Annotated in this window: 16 protein-coding genes; 7 read left to right on the top strand and 9 right to left on the bottom strand. The window is 68.5% G+C overall.

The features are described from left to right. Positions 1 to 44 precede the first annotated feature (44 nt). From ACFPJ1_RS25590 to ACFPJ1_RS25580, 3 genes are all read right to left on the bottom strand, one after another. Positions 45 to 635, bottom strand: a complete 591-nt coding sequence (locus tag ACFPJ1_RS25590; RefSeq protein WP_380107663.1) for a DoxX family protein — start codon at positions 633 to 635, stop codon at positions 45 to 47. Positions 636 to 749: 114 nt separating this feature from the next. Beyond that, positions 750 to 1475 (bottom strand): DsbA family oxidoreductase, encoded by a 726-nt coding sequence (locus tag ACFPJ1_RS25585; protein WP_380107662.1) that lies wholly within the window; start codon positions 1473 to 1475, stop codon positions 750 to 752. Between the two features lie 12 nt (positions 1476 to 1487). Continuing rightward, on the bottom strand, positions 1488 to 1739 hold the full coding sequence (locus ACFPJ1_RS25580; protein ID WP_380107661.1) for an oligopeptide/dipeptide ABC transporter ATP-binding protein: 252 nt from the start codon (positions 1737 to 1739) through the stop codon (positions 1488 to 1490). Positions 1740 to 1810: 71 nt separating this feature from the next. Here ACFPJ1_RS25580 and ACFPJ1_RS25575 point away from each other — a divergent pair, with 71 nt between their 5' ends. Beyond that, the gene (locus ACFPJ1_RS25575) at positions 1811 to 2563 is read left to right on the top strand and encodes an amidohydrolase family protein (RefSeq protein ID WP_380107659.1); all 753 of its coding nucleotides are present in this window, start codon (positions 1811 to 1813) and stop codon (positions 2561 to 2563) included. Continuing rightward, positions 2560 to 3318, top strand: coding sequence for an amidohydrolase family protein (locus tag ACFPJ1_RS25570; RefSeq protein WP_380107657.1), 759 nt, complete (start codon positions 2560 to 2562; stop codon positions 3316 to 3318). The genes ACFPJ1_RS25575 and ACFPJ1_RS25570 overlap by 4 nt, the downstream gene beginning before the upstream one ends. A gap of 60 nt (positions 3319 to 3378) precedes the next feature. Here the strand turns inward: ACFPJ1_RS25570 and ACFPJ1_RS25565 are convergent, their stop codons facing one another. The 4 genes from ACFPJ1_RS25565 to ACFPJ1_RS25550 all read right to left on the bottom strand — a co-directional run bounded on the left by ACFPJ1_RS25565 (position 3379) and on the right by ACFPJ1_RS25550 (position 9818). Next, positions 3379 to 3954, bottom strand: coding sequence for an alpha/beta hydrolase (locus ACFPJ1_RS25565; protein WP_465261085.1), 576 nt, complete (start codon positions 3952 to 3954; stop codon positions 3379 to 3381). A gap of 572 nt (positions 3955 to 4526) precedes the next feature. Next, the gene (locus tag ACFPJ1_RS25560; RefSeq protein ID WP_380107655.1) at positions 4527 to 5786 is read right to left on the bottom strand and encodes an ArgE/DapE family deacylase; all 1260 of its coding nucleotides are present in this window, start codon (positions 5784 to 5786) and stop codon (positions 4527 to 4529) included. A gap of 96 nt (positions 5787 to 5882) precedes the next feature. After that, positions 5883 to 7172, bottom strand: coding sequence for an aspartate--tRNA(Asn) ligase (aspS, locus tag ACFPJ1_RS25555; protein WP_380107654.1), 1290 nt, complete (start codon positions 7170 to 7172; stop codon positions 5883 to 5885). Positions 7173 to 7541: 369 nt separating this feature from the next. Continuing rightward, the gene (locus ACFPJ1_RS25550) at positions 7542 to 9818 is read right to left on the bottom strand and encodes a sigma-70 family RNA polymerase sigma factor (protein ID WP_380107652.1); all 2277 of its coding nucleotides are present in this window, start codon (positions 9816 to 9818) and stop codon (positions 7542 to 7544) included. Positions 9819 to 10055: 237 nt separating this feature from the next. Between ACFPJ1_RS25550 and ACFPJ1_RS25545 the strand changes: the two genes are divergently transcribed. From ACFPJ1_RS25545 to rsrA, 5 genes are all read left to right on the top strand, one after another. Beyond that, on the top strand, positions 10056 to 10871 hold the full coding sequence (locus tag ACFPJ1_RS25545; RefSeq protein WP_380107651.1) for a hypothetical protein: 816 nt from the start codon (positions 10056 to 10058) through the stop codon (positions 10869 to 10871). Positions 10872 to 11049: 178 nt separating this feature from the next. Further along, on the top strand, positions 11050 to 11850 hold the full coding sequence (locus tag ACFPJ1_RS25540) for an SOS response-associated peptidase (RefSeq protein ID WP_380107649.1): 801 nt from the start codon (positions 11050 to 11052) through the stop codon (positions 11848 to 11850). A gap of 51 nt (positions 11851 to 11901) precedes the next feature. Next, the gene (locus tag ACFPJ1_RS25535; protein ID WP_380107647.1) at positions 11902 to 12543 is read left to right on the top strand and encodes an alpha/beta hydrolase family protein; all 642 of its coding nucleotides are present in this window, start codon (positions 11902 to 11904) and stop codon (positions 12541 to 12543) included. A gap of 139 nt (positions 12544 to 12682) precedes the next feature. Next, the gene (locus ACFPJ1_RS25530; protein WP_380107646.1) at positions 12683 to 13330 is read left to right on the top strand and encodes a sigma-70 family RNA polymerase sigma factor; all 648 of its coding nucleotides are present in this window, start codon (positions 12683 to 12685) and stop codon (positions 13328 to 13330) included. Beyond that, a complete protein-coding gene (gene rsrA / locus ACFPJ1_RS25525) occupies positions 13327 to 13599 on the top strand; it encodes a mycothiol system anti-sigma-R factor (RefSeq protein WP_132193089.1) in 273 nt (90 codons plus the stop codon). The genes ACFPJ1_RS25530 and rsrA overlap by 4 nt, the downstream gene beginning before the upstream one ends. A gap of 329 nt (positions 13600 to 13928) precedes the next feature. On the opposite strand, the gene ACFPJ1_RS25520 is transcribed toward rsrA, so the two are convergent. Together ACFPJ1_RS25520 and ACFPJ1_RS25515 are read right to left on the bottom strand one after the other, a co-directional pair. After that, a complete protein-coding gene (locus tag ACFPJ1_RS25520) occupies positions 13929 to 16376 on the bottom strand; it encodes a helix-turn-helix domain-containing protein (RefSeq protein ID WP_380107644.1) in 2448 nt (815 codons plus the stop codon). 337 nt (positions 16377 to 16713) lie between these two features. Beyond that, positions 16714 to 16788, bottom strand: coding sequence for a 50S ribosomal protein bL37 (locus tag ACFPJ1_RS25515; RefSeq protein WP_369759046.1), 75 nt, complete (start codon positions 16786 to 16788; stop codon positions 16714 to 16716). Positions 16789 to 16834: the final 46 nt, after the last annotated feature.

Raw genomic sequence — 16834 nt, 5'->3', positions numbered from 1 at the left:
GCGAACTTCTGCCCTGAGCCTAGCGGGAACGCCCGCGGCGCCGGTCAGGTGAAGGGGAGCTCGGCCTTCGCGCTGGCCGCGGCCAGCTTGACCTCGCGACGGGCGGCCTTGGCGAACTGCTTGGTCTCGCGCTTGGCGAGCTTCGCGCTGCGCTTGGTCTCCCGCTTCGCCACCTTCGCGCTGTGGGTGGCCCGCCAGGCGAGACCCGGCTGTCCCTCGGTGTCGACGGCGGCGAGCAGCAGACCGCCCATGATGCCCAGGTTCTTCATGAACTGGACCTTCTGGGCCGACCGCACAGCCTTGTCGGACTCCTGCCAGAACGAGTGCCCGGCCAGCGTGGTCGGCACCAGCGAACCCGCCAGCAGCACGGCGCCGAGGCGGCGGCCCTTGCCGCTCGCCAGCGCGAGACCGCCGATGACCTGAGCCGCGCCGTTCAGGCGGACCAGGTTGGCCGTGCTCTCGGGAATGCGGTCGCCGACCTGCGCCGGAGCAACCCTCTTCATCAGCGGTACGAGGCGGTCCGCGACGGGTTTCGCCTTCGCGACATGCGGCTCCGGGTCCCGGATCGCCTTCGCGCCCTGGACGACGAAGAGAGCGGACAGCAACGGCCTGGCCAGTGCGCGCACGACAGTCATGTCTCCTTCTTACCTCGTCCGACAATGCCTTGGGGTCACCAGGTGCCCCGTGTGTCTTGTACCCACCCCTGAACCGCGCCTGGGAGTACTGCGGCCCGCCGGGCCGTCAGGCGGTCAGATCGGGCAGCCGTCGGGTCCGCAGGCAGCGTCGGAGGGGTCCGTGGCGCCGGGAGCGGTGATCAGGGTCACCGGCTTCCGGTCGGCGTTGGCCCGCCGCAGGGCCTCCTGGAACACCTCGACCGGCTGAGCGCCGCTCACGCCGTACATCTCGTCGATCACGAAGAACGGCACCCCGTTCGCGCCGTACGCGAGGGCCTGCGCCTGGTCCGCGGCCACCTCAGCCTCGTACGTCGTACCGGCGAGCACCTCGGTGACGCGATCCTCGGGCAGGCCGACCTCAACCGCGAGGCGGGTGAGCGTGGCGTGGTCGCCGACCGGGAGCCCGTCGGTGAAGTAGGCCTTCATCAGCCGCTCCTTCAGCAGCCCATGAAGATCCTTCTCGCCGGACTCCGCCAGCTCGCGAGCCAGGTGGATCAACCGGTGAGCGTCCACGGTGTTGGCCGCCTTCGCGTCCTGCAGGTTGAACTCCAGACCGGCCGCCGCGGCCACCGAGGTCACGTGCTCGTTCGCCTGGACGGCCCACTCACGGCCGCGCCCGTACTTCGAACCCAGGCGCTCGGCTAGGTCCCGCGGGTCGTCGTTGGTCGACGACGGGTCGAGCTGGAAGCTGTGCCAGGTGATCTCGGCCTGGTCGCCGGACTCCGCCAGCGCCTGCTCGAGACGTCGCTTGCCGATGTAGCACCAGGGGCAGACCACATCGGACCAGATGTCTATACGCATGCAAAAAAGCAACTAGTCTGCAACACCACCTATTCCCGCTCCGGCCCGTCGGTGGGTGAGCGGGTAGTGACAGGCGACGGCGTGCGGACCGTCCCGCAGTACGAGCGGACGTTCTTCGACGGCGCACAGGTCCGTGGCCAGTGGGCAGCGGGTGCGGAAGCGGCAGCCGGTGGGCGGGTCGAAGGCCGAGGCGATCTCGCCCGCCAGCCCGGCCGTCTTCTCCGACATGTACCTGAGCAGCGACGGGTCGTGCGAGATCACCACGTACGTGAGGGAGTCCGGTGCTGGTGGAGCCCCCGCTTGACGCAGTACGCAGTACAAAGGCTTCAACGAGGATGGAGGACCAGATGATCTTCGACCTGCACATGCACATCGAGGAGAGCACGGCGCTCGGCTGGCAGATGTCCGCGGCGGACTGTATCCGCGCGATGGACGAGGCCGGGGTCGAGCGGTCGGCGGTGATGACGCTGACGGACCTGCCGGGCCTGAATCCCCAGGGTCTCGAGCTGATCGCCGAGGCGTGCGAGCAGTACCGCGACCGGCTCTACGGCTTCCTCCGGTTGAACCCGGCGCACCTCGAGACCTCGAAGCAACTGCTGAAGCAGGCAGTCACCGAGCTCGGCTTCAAGGGACTGAAGCTGCATCCGGTGTCGACCTTGCAGCACCCCGGTGGGGTGGCGACGATCGACCTCGTCCGGCTCGCCGGCGAACTCGGCGTGCCGACGCTGTTCCACTGCGGTGACGAGCCCTTGAGCACTCCGCTGTCGATCGCTCAGGCCGCGGCCGCGTGTCCCGACGCGACCATCATCCTCGGACACATGGGCGGCTACTTCCACGTCGACGAGGCGCTCGACGTGGCCGAGCGGTTCCCCAACATCATCCTGGAGACCTCCGCCATGCCCTATCCGGACAAGATCCGAACCGCGGTCGCCCGGGTCGGCGCCGAGCGGGTCGTCTTCGGCAGCGACGGTCCGGTGAGCTCGCCCAACCTCGAGAAGCAGAAGGTGGTCATCTCCGGGCTCGGCGAGGAAGCGGCCGGTCTGGTCCTGGGCGGCAACGCAGAGAAGCTGCTGGGGTTGGCGGCATGACGACCATCGACGGACTGCTGTTCCTCGGCGCCTCTCACTTCGGCTATCGACTCGACGCCGCGGAAGCCCTGGCCGGAATGGACGCGGTCGGCACCGACGTCGCCATCGCTGCACCCATGCATCCGCATCGCGGCGACTTCACAGCAGCCAACGACGCCCTTGCCGACGTCGCGAGCAAGTCGGACGGCCGGCTGATCCCGCTCTGCCGGGTCGACCCTTGGGAGGGCGAGGCTGCGATCGGAGAACTGCGGCGCGCGGTGGGCGAGGGAGCGCGTGGTCTCTTCCTGCATCCGTCGGAGGAGCGCTTCCGGATCAACGACGACGTCCTCGTCCGGCCGATCGTCGAGTGTGCGGCCGACCTGGCGGTACCGGTGATGGTGGCTGCCGGCTACCACCTGTTCGCCGAGCCGTTGCAGCTGGGAGCGGCGGCGGAATGGACACCGGACAACACGTTCGTGCTGACCAACGGCGGCCAGTTCAACATCTCCGGGATGTCCCAGTTCGATGCGCAGCTCGCCTTGGGCAACGCCAACGTTCACGTGCACACGAGCGGCATGTACCGCGAGGACTTCCTGGAGGGCGTGGTGGCGAAGTTCGGCCCGGAACGGCTGCTGTTCGCCACCGCCGCACCGCAGTTCACGATGGAGTACGAACGCCTGCGGGTCGAGCTGGCACACTTCACCGCCGCGGAGGCCGAGCTGATCCTCGGCGGCAACACCGCCCGCATCTTCGGCCTCGACGAGGTGACCGCGTGACCACGGAACTTCTGACGGACGAGGACTGGTACCGCATTCTCGACATCGATCTGACTGGTGTCATGCGGACGGTCCGGGCGCGGCCTTCTCGATTAGTTTGGTGACCGTGCCCGGCTCGGCGAGCATCACCAGGTGCGGGGCGTTGACCTCGACGATGGTGGCCCCGGCCCGCTTGGCCATGAACCGCTCGGCCGCAGGCGGGATCGCCTTGTCACCGCTGCTGACCACCGCGTACTTCGGGATCGAGGCGGGCGCGCTCTTCTGGACCGGCTCGCCGAACACCGCGGCGGCGACCGGGCGCTGCGAGGCGGCCAGCGAGGCAGCTTCCGTGGCCGGCAGGCCCGCGGCGAACACGCCGGGGAACGACCCGGGCTTCATCACCAGGTCGGTGCCACCGGGGTACGTGATGGTGTCGGTGGTGTCCGGTCCGATCTGGCTGCCGGGGAACTGGGAGGTCAGCGCACCGAGCGTCTCGCCGGCCTGCGGGATGTAGGCGTTGACGTAGACGAGTGCCTTCACGCCCGCCGTGTCCGCGAGTTCGGTGATCTCGGCACCGCCGTACGAGTGTCCGACCAGCACCTTCGGACCGCTGATCCCGGCCAGTACGCCGGACAGGTACGACGCGTCTCTGGCGATACCCCGGAGCGGGACGGCCGGGACGACGACCGTGTACCCGTCGCTCTGTCGATGAAGAAAGCTCTAAGCAAATGCCTACTTGCACTCGCGATGGTCAGCGTGATCATCCTGGGCAGTACCGCGCCAGCGTGGGCCGTAACGACCACTGCGCTGATCTCCTGCCACAAGAACGCCGACCCCAGCTCGTCAGCTGCCTCGTCCACAGCGCTCACGCCCGCGCAATCCAGCGTCGCCAGGCGGCTGATCACGGCGGCCTGTCGTACGGCGGTCTCCCACAGCTCGTCTGACGCCGTCAGCACGCCACGTTCAGATACCTCGTCCTGGCCCAAAGTCGCGTCTCCAACCTCGAGAAGACCCCGAACTCAGGACGTAGTGCAGACGACTTCGGTACACCGCAATGACTCGCACTCGCTTGCAAACCGGCCACTTCGGAGCGCTGAACCCGTGCAGACGACTTCGGACATCGACGCCCCCGGCTCCGACGCTGGGGCTGAGACGCTGGAGCGGCTTGGGTCGGCGAACCACCCGGGCGGTCTCGGTGGACCACCTGCGCTGGCTTGGCCTCGGGCTGGTCAGGCGCAGCGGCGTACGGCGAGGAGGGCGTAGGCTCGGGCGCAGTGGAGGACTTCGGCGAGTACGACGTGTTCGTCGGTGGCATGCGCGTACCGGACGTCCCCCGGGCCGTACTGCAACGTGGGGATCCCGGCAGCGGCGTACAGGCGCAGGTCCGACCCGTACGGCCCGCCCTTCACCTCCGGTACTGCGTTCGCCCCGGCGTCGGTGGCTGCCCGCAGGGTGTCCTCGAGCAGGGGATCGCCCTCCGGGAGCAGGCCGGACGCGAACACCCCGCCGGGCCAGGTGACCTTGACCGGGTGATCGCGCAGCCAGTCGTCCTTGGCGCACACCTCGGCGATCGCCCGCTCGAAGTCTTGCCGGGCGGCGGTGACCGGCTCGCCCAGGCGTACGCCGTACCGGCCCTCGGCGACCAGGAGGTCCGGGACCGTGCTGGCCCAGTCGCCTGCGTGGATCGTGCCGACGGAGAGTGGGTTCGCCAGGTCGAGGTGCTCGAGCAGGGGGTGCGGGTCGCGGTTGCGCTCGGCCTCGAGGTCCGCGAGGGCACGGTTGATGAGCTGGAACTTCTCGATCGCGCTGACTCCGCGGGTCCTGGTCGAGCCGTGCGTCGCGAGTCCGGAGATCTCCAGCCGGAAGGTCAGCGAGCCGGCGTTCGCGGGGATGACCCGGCCGGCCGTCGGCTCGGCGATCAGGCACGCCTCGCCGGTATGACCGCGCTGCAGCGTCGCGAAAGCCCCGACGCCACCGTCCTCCTCGCCGACCACCGTGTGCACCGCGAGCGGCTTCCGCAAGGTGATGCCCGCGGCAACGATCGCGGCCACCGCGCCGATGATCGCGGCGACGCCACCCTTCATGTCGCAGGTCCCGCGCCCCCACATGATTCCGCCACTCACCCGCGCCGAGAACGGATCCCCGTCCGGCCAGAGCGCCAGGTCACCCGGCGGCACCACATCCAGATGCCCGTTCAACACCAGCCCAGGCGAGCCGCTGCTGCCGAGCACTCCTACACACCCCCAGGCCTCGGCCCGCTCGACCTCCATCCCGGGGAACTCGGCATCGGCGGTGACGGCCGGCAGATCGATCTCCCAGTGATCCACCTCCATCCCCAGCCGCCGCAACCGCTCAGCACACCAAACCTGCGCCGCACTCTCACCTGCGGTGCCGTCCACGCTCTGGATCTGCACCAGTTCGCGCAGCTCGTCCACGACCAAGCCGTCGTCAACCGCGGCCAGCACAGCCCGCTCCACCTCACTCAGCATCCCAACATCATCCATCCTGGACTGGTGAGTTGCCGGACGGCTGTCGACTGGTTCCTCCTCGGCGAGGATCAACGCCGAGGAGGAACGCAGCCGGTACTACGGAGTCAGGCGGTGCAGGTCGCGGGGGAACAGCGTGACCTCGCGGACGTTCTCGGCGCCGGTGAGCCGGGCGACGAAGCGTTCGAGGCCGATCGCGAAGCCGCCGTGCGGAGGCATCCCGTGCTTGAACGCCTGCAGGTACGAGCTGTACGCCGGGGCTTCCGCGGACTCACCGCGAGCCTCGAGCGCCGCCACATACTCGCTGTACCTGTGCAGCCGCTGCCCACCCGTGACCAGTTCGACGCCGCGGAACAGCAGGTCGAACGAGTTGGACCAGCGCGGGTCCGACGGCTGCGGATGCGTGTAGAACGGCCGCTTCACCATCGGGTATCCCTCGACAGCCACGAACGCGCTGCCGTGCTCCCGCAGAGCCCACTCGCCGATCGCCCGCTCGTCGGCGGGGGACAGGTCCGGCTCGTCCGGGTTCGCGCCGGCCAGCTTGAGGGCCTCGCTGAAGTGCAGGATCGGCACCTCGGTGGGGATCTCGGGCAGTTCCACCTGCAGCCGCTCCAGCGCCGCGGGAGCGCGCTCGCCCACTGCTGCGAGCATGCCGGCGATGACGTCCCGAAGTACTGCGAGCACGTCGCGGTGGTCATGGATGAACCCGAACTCCGCGTCGAGCGAGACGTACTCGGCCAGGTGCCGGACGGTGTCGTGCGGCTCCGCCCGGAAGACCGGTCCGACCTCGTAGACGCGTTCGAACACGCCGACCATCGTCTGCTTGTAGAACTGCGGCGACTGCGCCAGATACGCCGGGCCGCCGAAGTAGTCCAGGGCGAACACGTTCGCGCCGGACTCGGTCGCGGTACCGACGATCTTCGGCGTCTGGATCTCCGTGAACCCGAGGCTGTCGAGCGTCTTGCGGTAACCGTGCAGGGCGGCCGCGCCGACCTCCCAGCCGGCCCGGATCGCCGGGTGGCGCAGAGCGACCGGGGCGTTGTCGAGGACCACCGGCAGGCCGGCTCCGACGGTCGGGCGCCACAGCTCGATCGGCGGGGTCTCGGCCGGCTCGGTGAGCGGCTCGATCACCGGGTCGACGATCTCGGCTCCACCCGGTGCCTGTGGGTTGGCGGCGACCGTACCGGTCACCTGGACGACGGTCTCCTCGCCGAGTTCGTCCAGCTGGGCCTGGGTTTCCGGCGTCTTGACGACGATCTGGCTCAGGCCGGAGCGGTCCCGCAGTACCAGGAAGCTGACGGCTGCCAGCCGTCGTCTTCGATGGATCCAGCCGGCCACCGTGACGGTCTGGCCTACTGCTGAGGGGATCTCGTGGTTGAGAATGCGCATCGCTGTTTCACCTCCGTTGGTCATCTCGAACCCCGGAGGTGTGGGCGAAGGGGAATCTCGCGGTGCCACCACACCTTCACCGGACCTTGGTGGTCCGGCCTCTTGCGTCTCATTCGCTCAGGAGTGTCTTCACGACCGGTCCGTGCGTCGCCTTCCCAGCTGCCGGCGACTCTCTCTTGCACGGGTGAACGGCGCTACTCGGTTCCATCACCGCGAACAAGCACCAGGTTAGGCGCGGTCGTCTTCTCAAGCAAAACGCTTTCTCTGTACTGCGGTGAGGCCGCGCCTTCGGCGCAGTGCCGTGGTGGGCGCCGCGACCAGCCCCTTGCCCCGCTTCCCGGTCTGGCAGGCCTGTCCGGCGCCGGGTGGTCAGCGGCGTGAGGATGCTGGGGGGATGGGGGCGGTGTCGGTGTCGTAGCTGGACGGGGTGGTGGCCTTGACGGTGACGGTGTTGGCTGGGCCGCTGCCTGGCCAGGAGGCCCACTCGGTGTTGAGGGACTTCGTGTAGTGGTCTGTGGTGCAGGTGGCTCGGCGGATGTCGATCGAGCGGGAGCAGGTCCAGCCGCGGTGGAGGGACGAGAGCATGCTCAGGTTGCGGCCCCAGGAGATCTCCAGGGTGACCGGGCCGCTGGTTCCGCTGATCTTCAGGAAGCGGTTGTAGACGAACGGGTTCGGGTCTTCCTTCGGGCCCGGCGTGAGGATCTGCAGTAGCGACTCGTCCGCACGGATTCCCGGCAGGGTCTCGGAGTCGGTGTCGCTGACCAGCCCGGCTGTCGCGCTCACCGAGTACGTGCGCGCCGCGGCAGACCCGTCCGGTACGGCGAACTCGGCGTACAGGGGAGCCGGTCGCGCCGGGTTGAGCGCAGTACAGGTCTTCGCCGGCTGGCTGCACTTCCACCCGGCCGGGGTGCCCTTGATCGGCCAGGAGAGCGCCGCGCCGTACTGGATCTTCAGCGTGACGGCGGTCCGGTCGGTGCCGGGGGCAACCGTGAGGGTGCGGTAGTAGACGTCCGGGTCGCTCTTGCGGACGCTGAGCTTCAGCAGGTTCTCGTCCGTCCGCGCCCGTGCCGTCATGGTCTCGGAGTCGTCGTCGTAGAGCCGGCCGGCCTTGGCCGAGACGGTGAACGTCCGGGCCGCCACTGATCCGCCGGTCAGATCGGCGAAGCTCAGCGGCACCGTGGCCGGCGCACTCGGATTCAGCGCCGTGCACTTGCCGCTCTTGGCGTCGGCGGCGCGAACGCAGGTCCACCCCGCCGGGCTGCCGCTGACCGGCCAGCTCAGGGAACCGCCGTACTTGATCCCGATCGTCACCGGCTTCGTGTTGTTCGCCGGGACCTTGATGGTGATCAGCCACTTGGCGGCCGCCGCGGACTCCACCATCACGGACCGAGTTCCCACGGACCGGGCACCCGGCGCGGCACCCCCGGGCGCTCCACCTCCCTGTGGCGCGCTGATCGTCAGCAGCCCTTCGTCGAAGATCGGCGTTGTCGGCTCAACCGGCGTCGGGGTCGGAGCCGGCGGCTCACTGGTGGGCGCGGTGGTCGGCGGCGCCGTGGTCGGCTCAGTCGTCGTTTGAGTCGGCTCCGGCTCCGGCTGCGTCGGCGGGACCACCGGCGGCTTCACCGTCGGTGGCTTGGCTGTCGGTGGATTGGCCGTGGGCGGGTTCCCCGGCGGTTGGGTCGGCTGCTGGGTCTGCGGCTTGTCGATCGCTACCGGGGGAGTCTCGTTGCCGGTCAACGCCATCGCCGCGAGCACGGCAGCCACGGCCACGACGACGACCGTGCCGGCGCCGACCGCAGTACGGGTGCTGTTCTCGGTGGCCTTCCGCCAGCCGGTGACCAGGAAGCCGACGAAGCCGACCTTGGCGCCGGAGGCAGCGGCCAGGTAGCCGAGCCCCGCAGTACCGAGCAGGGCCGGGGCGAGCAGCGCCGGCAGCGCACTGTTGACCTCGACGAGCTCCAGGTAGACCGCGGTGCACTTGGCGCAGTCGTCCAGATGCTCGCGGACGTTGCGGTTCTCGCGCTTGGTGAGGCCGCCGCGGACGTAGGACCCCAGACGTTCGCTGGTCCAGCGGCAGCGGTCCCCGGCGACATCGGCCAGGTGCTGCTGCAGGTACGCCTGCCGCAGGCCCTCGCGGGCTCGGTAGGCAAGCGCAGAGACCCCGTTGGCGGTCAGGCCGAGCATCGGCGCTATGGCCGCGGGCTTCTCGCCCTCCACCTCGGTGTGCCAGAGGACGGCCTGCCAACGCTCCGGCAGGGACGCGAACGCCTTGGCCGCGGCACCGCTCTCGAACCCGGTGACCGTCGGGTCGTCGAAGGTCTCCGGCTCCCGCTCGTACGCCGCGATGTCGTCCGTCGTCTGGACCTTCTTGCCCGCGCGGATCCGGTCGACGTGGACGCGGCGGACGGTGGTGAGCAGATACGCGCGGAAGGAGATGTCCGGGCCGCCGCCGTTGCGGAGGGCGTCGAGCACCTTGGCGAAGGCGTCGCCGGCCAGGTCGTCGGCGTCATTCGGCGGGACGAGCTGGCGCGCCATCCGCTCGGCGGCGTGGTGGTGGCGGCCGAAGAGCTCGCCGTACGCCTCGAGGTCGCCGTTCCGGACGCGCGCGATGAGTTCGGCGTCGCTCGGTCCTTCCGGCGTCTCCATCGAACTGCCCCCTGGGTCTGTCACTGCTTCGTCACCGTCTGTCACTTGGTTGCCGGGATCAAGGTTCCCATGAGGGACGCTTCCGCACACCTTTCATGACGACAGCGGCGGTGCCGAGGTTACGCGAAAAAGGTTCCTGAAATCCGCGTCATGAACGCGTCACGGCGCTGTCTCTCTCCCAGAACGACGCTTCCGGCCACCCGGTCGGGAGACGAAGGGACCACCCGAGGAGGGGACATGTCGCTGTTCGCGGACATCCGCCGACGGCTCGACCTGCGCCCCATCCGGTCCCTGAACCTGGCGGGGTCGCCCGCCCGGGGCCGGCCGGAAGCGTCGTCACCTGAGCAACCGTGCGGAAGGAGGGAGCCGCACGGCACAGCTGGTACCGACCGCAGTGCCTATCTCGCGATCGCCGAGGCCCTGCGTGACGGTGCCGATGTCGTGCCTGCGAGTGACGAGGTCGGCCGCCGCTTGGCGGAAGACGGAGTCTCGTTGCTCGAGGCACTTGATGGGCTGGGTGCGTTGTACCGCTCGATCGCCGGGGGCGAGCCGGCTTTCGCGGCGGTACGCGCACTCAGTTCCAGCTGGGCCGAGGCGTCACTCATCTATCTGCACTCGCTGTCCTGCGAGGACCCGCTGACCGGGCTGTCCAGCCTGGCGCACCTGCGGTCCCGGCTCGGCGAGATCTATCGGGAGGCAGAGCTCCGTGGAACTTCCGTACCGGCGACCCACGCACTGGTGGTGGTCGAACCGCTCAGTCCGGCGGGTACGTCGGCCGTGGACCGCGAGCTCCGGCTCATCGACATCGCGGAGTGCCTGCGCATTGTCTTCTGCGGCGGTGACGTACTGGGGCGCCTCGGCTCACACCGCGCGGCGGCGCTCGTCGATCGCGAGCCGAACCTGCCGGAGCAGGTCGAGACGGTCCGAGCCCTGATCACCCAGTGGCGCCTGGACACCGATGAACCACAGCTGGCCCGGATCTGGATCGAGGGCCTGCCGGCCTCCGAGCAGTGGGCCGGCCGCGTGCTGGACGAACTGGCACGCCCCGCCTGAGGACTTGCGTCCGGCCGTCTACAGGGGGGCGACCGGGCGCAGCGAACCGGCGGCGGATCGCCTATCACGGGGTAGGCGATCCGCCGTCGCTGTCCTTCTCCTTGTCCCCTACTCGCGGACCCACCGGGCACCCACGGAGTACGGGAGTTTGTCGGCGGCGATGACTAGGCTGCGACCTATGTGTGGCAGATATGCGTCCAGCCGGGATCCGGCCGATCTGGTGGTCGAGTTCGAGATCGAGGCGGGCAACGTGAGGGAGTCCGTGCAGGAGCTGCCGGACAACTACAACGTCGCGCCCACCGACGAGGTGATCGCCGTCGTCGAGCGGAAGAACCGGGAGCAGCCGGACGAGGTGGTCCGCAAGCTCACCACGGTGAAGTGGGGCCTGGTGCCGTCCTGGGCGAAGGACGTCTCCATCGGCAGCCGGCTGATCAACGCGCGGATGGAGACAGTTGCCGAGAAGCCGGCCTTCAAGAAGGCCTTCGCCGTACGGCGCTGCATCCTGCCGGCCGACGGGTACTACGAGTGGTACGCGTCGGAGCAGAAGGTCAACGGCAAGCCCGTGAAGCAGCCGTACTTCATCCGCCCGGCCGACGGTGGCGTGCTCGCGATGGCCGGGCTGTACGAGATCTGGCGCAACAAGGCTGTGGCTGACCCGGAGCTGGACGAGGCCTGGCTGTGGACCTGCACCGTGCTGACGACCACCGCGACCGACGAGCTCGGCCGGATCCACGACCGGATGCCGCTACTGGTGGAGCCGGAGCGCTACAACGCCTGGCTGGATCCCCTCAGCTCGGATCCGGACGAACTGCTCGATCTCCTGGTGCCCGCCGCGCCCGGTCGGCTCGAGGCCTATGCCGTCTCCAAAGCAGTCAGCTCGGTGAAGAACAACGGACCCCATCTGGTGGACCCGCTGCCGCCTGATGGAGTCGACCCGATCGACAAGCCGGACGAGCCGGAGGAGATCACCCTCTTCTGAGGGCCGGACACGTGGTCGCGGCGACGTGATCGGTAGCCCCGCAATGACAGGATGGGGCCCGTGACCGATGAACGGATTGTGGCGACGCCGCACGGTGAGGCCCGGATCGTGGCATACCGGGCCCGGCGACCGGTGGCGACGCTCGCACTCGGTCACGGGGCCGGGGCTGGGATCGAGGCCGGCGACCTGACCGCGCTGGCCGCGCGGCTGCCGAAGCAGGACGTGAACGTGTTCCTGATCGAGCAGCCCTGGCGCCGTGCCGGGAAGAAGCTCGCACCGGCGCCGAAGATCCTCGACGAGGCCTGGATCGCGATCATCGGCCAGCTCCGGATCAGGACCCCGTTGGTGCTGGGAGGACGCAGCGCCGGAGCCCGGGTGGCCTGCCGGACCGCCGCCGGCCTGGGAGCGTCCGGCGTACTGGCTCTGTCGTTCCCGCTGCATCCGCCGGGCAAGCCGGACAAGTCGCGGGTCGACGAGCTTCGGGCGGCGCGGCTGCCGACGCTGGTCGTGCAGGGGGAGAAGGACCCGTTCGGCTCGCCGGAGGAGTTCCCGCCGCTCACGGAGATGGCCGTCGTCCCGGATGCCGACCACTCGTTCAAGGTGCCTAAGCGGGCGGAGCTCACCCAGGACGAGAGCTACGAGGTGCTGGTCGAAGCTGTTTTCGAATGGGTGACCCGGGAAGTGTCTGGCTGAACCGGTCCAGGCGAACTAGTCCGGCTGGGCTCGGCGGGCGGGGAATGACCCCGCTGGGCAGCTTGTTGTGACGAACATGATGGCAACGAGTGTGGCTCCCGCGCGGACTACTGGGAAGACACCGGTATTCTCGATCACGATGCCGACTCCGACGACCACCGAGACACCCGAGCAGCGGACCGAGCGCTTCGAGCGCGAGGCCCTGCCTTTCCTTGACCAGATGTACGCCGCCGCGATGCGGATGACGCGCAACCCGTCCGACGCCGAGGACCTCGTCCAGGACACGTTCGCGAAGGCGTACAGCTCCTTCCACCAGTTCACGCCCGGCACCAACCTGAAGGCGTGGCTGTACCGGATCCTGACGAACACCTTCATCAACGGATACCGGAAGCGGCAGCGTCAGCCCACGCAGTCGCCCACCGAGGAGATCGAGGACTGGCAGCTCACCGCCGCCGAGTCGCACACTCCCGGTGGACTGAAGTCGGCCGAGGCGGTTGCTCTCGAGCACCTGCCGGACTCCGACGTGAAGTCGGCTCTGCAGTCGATCCCGGAGGACTTCCGGCTGGCCGTGTACCTGGCCGACGTGGAGGGCTTCGCCTACAAGGAGATCGCGGAGATCATGGGGACGCCGGTAGGCACCGTGATGTCCCGGCTGCACCGAGGCCGGCGTCAGCTGCGCGAGCTGCTGGCCGACTACGCCCGCGAGCGGGGCCTGATCCCCGCCTCGGACGAGGACAACACAGCCGCGACCGAGGCCGCGGCGACCGCTGAGGAGGAGGAGTCGTGAGCTGCGGCGAGCACCACGACGTGGACTGCAGCGAGATCCTGCAGCGTGTTTACGTCTTCATCGACAACGAACTCGAAGACGCCAGCAACGACGAGATCCGCCAGCACCTGGAAGAGTGCGCACCCTGCCTCGACCAGTACGACCTGGAGCGCTGCGTCAAGAAGCTCGTCCACCGCTCCTGCGGCGACGAACATGCCCCCGAGGCCCTCCGCCAGAAGATCCTCCTCCGCATCACCCAGGTCCGAGCCGAAATCACCACCACCGACTAGGACCCATCCCGTCGGGCGAAGCCCGAGGGCTGGGAATGCGATCGGAGCTGGTGCTGGTTCCGAGAAAATCGAGGCACGTGGGACGGCGAACCTCGCCGTCGCTAACAGACAGATCGACCCGGTGGACCGGCGCGTTCTGGGGCGGACTTCGTCTCAGGGCGCGCCGTTCGCTGTGCGTCATCGGACATCGGTTTTGGCCTTGCCTGGTTCACTCAGGATGAGGCCCGCGCGCTGATAGTTGCCATAGGCACGGGCCAGTTCACCGGCTTGGTCTGTGTAGTGGCCGGTGGCCACCAGGTCCGAGCCGAAATCACTATCACCGACTGACCTCAGTTCTCCGCGGAGGCCGAGGGGTCGTACCGCCGTCCGTCCTCGTGGTCGGCAAGGACTTGGAGGGCGGCGGCCTCGTCATTGGGGGACAGAGGACGAAGTACATCCGCGGCCTGCCGCCAGAGCGAACGAGCCGCTGGCAGGTCGTCCTTGGCGGCACTGATCTTGCCTAGCACGATCAGCAGGCGGCCCTCGCGCAGCTTGTTGCCATTGGCGCGAGCCAACTGCAGGCCGCCTTCGGCGCGTTCGGTTGCGGCCGTGTGGTCCCCGACGGCCAGGTGGTTGGTTGCGAGGTGTTGCAACGTCTCCGCTGCCGCGTTCTGGTCGTCCAGTTCGACCAAGACCTCGAGGCTCTTGAGAAGGGCCTGCTCCGCGAGGGCGTTCAGGCCACCGCCCAGGTAGGCCTGGCCGACGTACTGGTATCGCCTCGACAGCGAGCGGAGGTTCCCTGCCTTCTCGGCCAGCGCGATGCTCAGATCGAACCTCTGCTGGGCCATTTCATGCTCGCCCCGGCGCACGTGCAGAGTCCCCAGCGCCATGTAGCTGATTCCCTCGACACTCTGATCGCCGATCCGCAGACTGAGGGCGAGCGCTCGCTCACCCCATTCGACAGCCTCGTCTAGTCGCCCCATCAGCTCCGTGATGTGGCTCAGGGAGGAGCAGCAGCGTGCCTGACCGGCCAGATCCGAGATCGCCTGGAAGAGTTCCAGGCTTCGCAGCAAGTGAGCCTGCGACGGCCCGAGGTCGCCCCGCTCGACGTCGGGAATCGCCAGATCGTGCTCGAGCCATGCGGCGAGCCGTTGATAGCCGAGCTCGGCCGCCACCTCTCGGCCCACTTGGTCGATCGCGCGCATCTCGGACCAGCGCAGGTTGACGATGAAGTAGCCGAAGAGGGCCAGGGCGAGCTCCGGAACATATCCGCGCAGTCCGGCTGACTGGCGCGCCTGGTGGAACGCACCGAGAAGGTTGGATCGCTCGTTGTCCAGCCAGGTCAGAGCAATCGAGGCCTCGGGTAGCGCCGGCAGAGAGCGGCTCGGCCTGCCTGCCATGGCGAGCCTTCGGCTGTCGGGGTGGGTCAGCTCCTGACATCGCCAGGCCACGCCGGTGTAGAGCTTCAGCACCCGCGCCAACGCGTCCTCCCTCGCGCCCTCGGAGAGGTGCTGACTCGCGCGTTCGCGCGCATAGGCTCGGATCAGGTCGTGGAGCCGGTAACGGCCAGGAGCAACGGACTCGAGCAGGTTGAGGTCGACGAGCCTCTCCAGCACTGGCTCGGCGGCGGCTTCGGAGCTGTCGAGCAGCTGGGCGGCTGTGATCGTGGTCAGGTCGGATCCGTTCGGCAGGCCGAGCAGCTCCAGTGCCGCCGCGGCCCGGATGTCCAGGTCCTCATCGCTGCCGGCCAGAAACTCGACCGAGCCGGCGATGTTCGCGCGGACTCCGGATTCTCCGGTGCCGAACTCGTCGAGTCGCCGGTGTTCGTCCTGCAGCTGGCCCACCATGTGCTCGATCGGCCAGGTCGGACGGGCCGCGAGCCGCGCACCGATGAGGCGGACGGCGAGTGGCAGCCGGCCGGTCAGTTCGGCGATGGAACGGGCCGCGGCACCTTCGGCTGCGACCCGCGCATCCCCGGCGATCTTCGACAGCAGTTCAACAGAATCCGCGTCGGAAAGTGGCGAGAGACTGACCTGCCGAAAGCCGGGCAGCGTCGTCAGCGCACGACGACTGGTGACGATGACCGCCGAGCCCGGCGCGCCTGGAAGCAGCGGGATGACCTGCCCCGCCCTGTTGGCGTTGTCGAGCAGGATCAGGAGCCGCCGGCCGGCCAGGTGTGACCGGTAGACGGCCGCGGCCTCGTTCGTGCCTTCAGGAACAGTCCTGTCGTCGACGCCCAGCGATCGCAGCAACTGGATGAGCGCCTCACCGGGGCTGAGTGGAGCACCCGGGCCGTAGCCCCGGAGATCCAGGTAGATCTGGCCGTCCGGGAAGTTGTCGGCGGCGAGGTGGGCGGCGTACACCGCCAGCGACGTCTTGCCGACCCCGCCCATCCCTGTCACCGCGACCATCTGAACCGTCCCCGGCCGCTCGTCGACGACGGTCAGCGTCCGGACGAGAAGGTCGACTTCCCGGCTACGACCGGTGAAGTCGGACAACGCGGGCGGAAGTTGGCGTATGACGCCGGAGTTGGGCGCCTGGATCGATGCGCCCGATGCTCGCTCCAGAGTCTTGCGGCCGGCCTGCGCAGCACGAGTGAACAGGCTGACCGCCTGATCATCGAGGCTGAGCGCATCGGCCAGTGCCTGAATCGTTTCGGTCCGTGGCCGGCGTCGGGTGCCGCGCTCGAGGAGGCTGATGGCCTGCTCACTGAGGTTCGCCAGTTCAGCCAGCCCGGCTTGGGTCAGACCGGCCGAGCGCCGGTGGCTGCGCAGCAACTCACCGAACGACACCGACATCGACTCACCTCCGGTCCTGCTGCTCGACGATGGATCCAGTAGCCAGGGACCCCATCCCACCGGCTAACTGTACGGACGAAGGCCCGGTCCGGGCGGCGGTCGTCCACAGGCGGGATCTCTGGAAGGCCGGACCGCAGGGGATAAGACCGGCGGAACAATTCATGTCGATCCGTGTTTGGTCGCTGACGAATTGAGTTTCGACGGATTAGCGGTGAGTACTCAGTCTGCTGCACTGGGTATACGAACCAGTGAGATTATTGGCCTTGTTGTGACATGTGACCAAATTGCAAGGACCCCGGTTTTTACCCGGGGTCCTCGCTGTACGTAGCCGCCTGACTCAGGCGTTGGGGCGCTTGCCGTGGTTCGCGCCCTTCTTCTTGCGTGCGCGACGCTTGCGGCCGGTCTTGCCCATTTGAAAGCCTCCTTGTAACAACTGCAAAGAGTCACAGTCTCTCATA

The organism is Kribbella qitaiheensis (assembly GCF_042657745.1).
Taxonomy (GTDB): Bacteria; Actinomycetota; Actinomycetes; order Propionibacteriales; family Kribbellaceae; genus Kribbella; species Kribbella qitaiheensis.
Note: the sequence above shows the minus strand (reverse complement) of the source record. Positions and strands in the feature narration are given on the sequence as shown.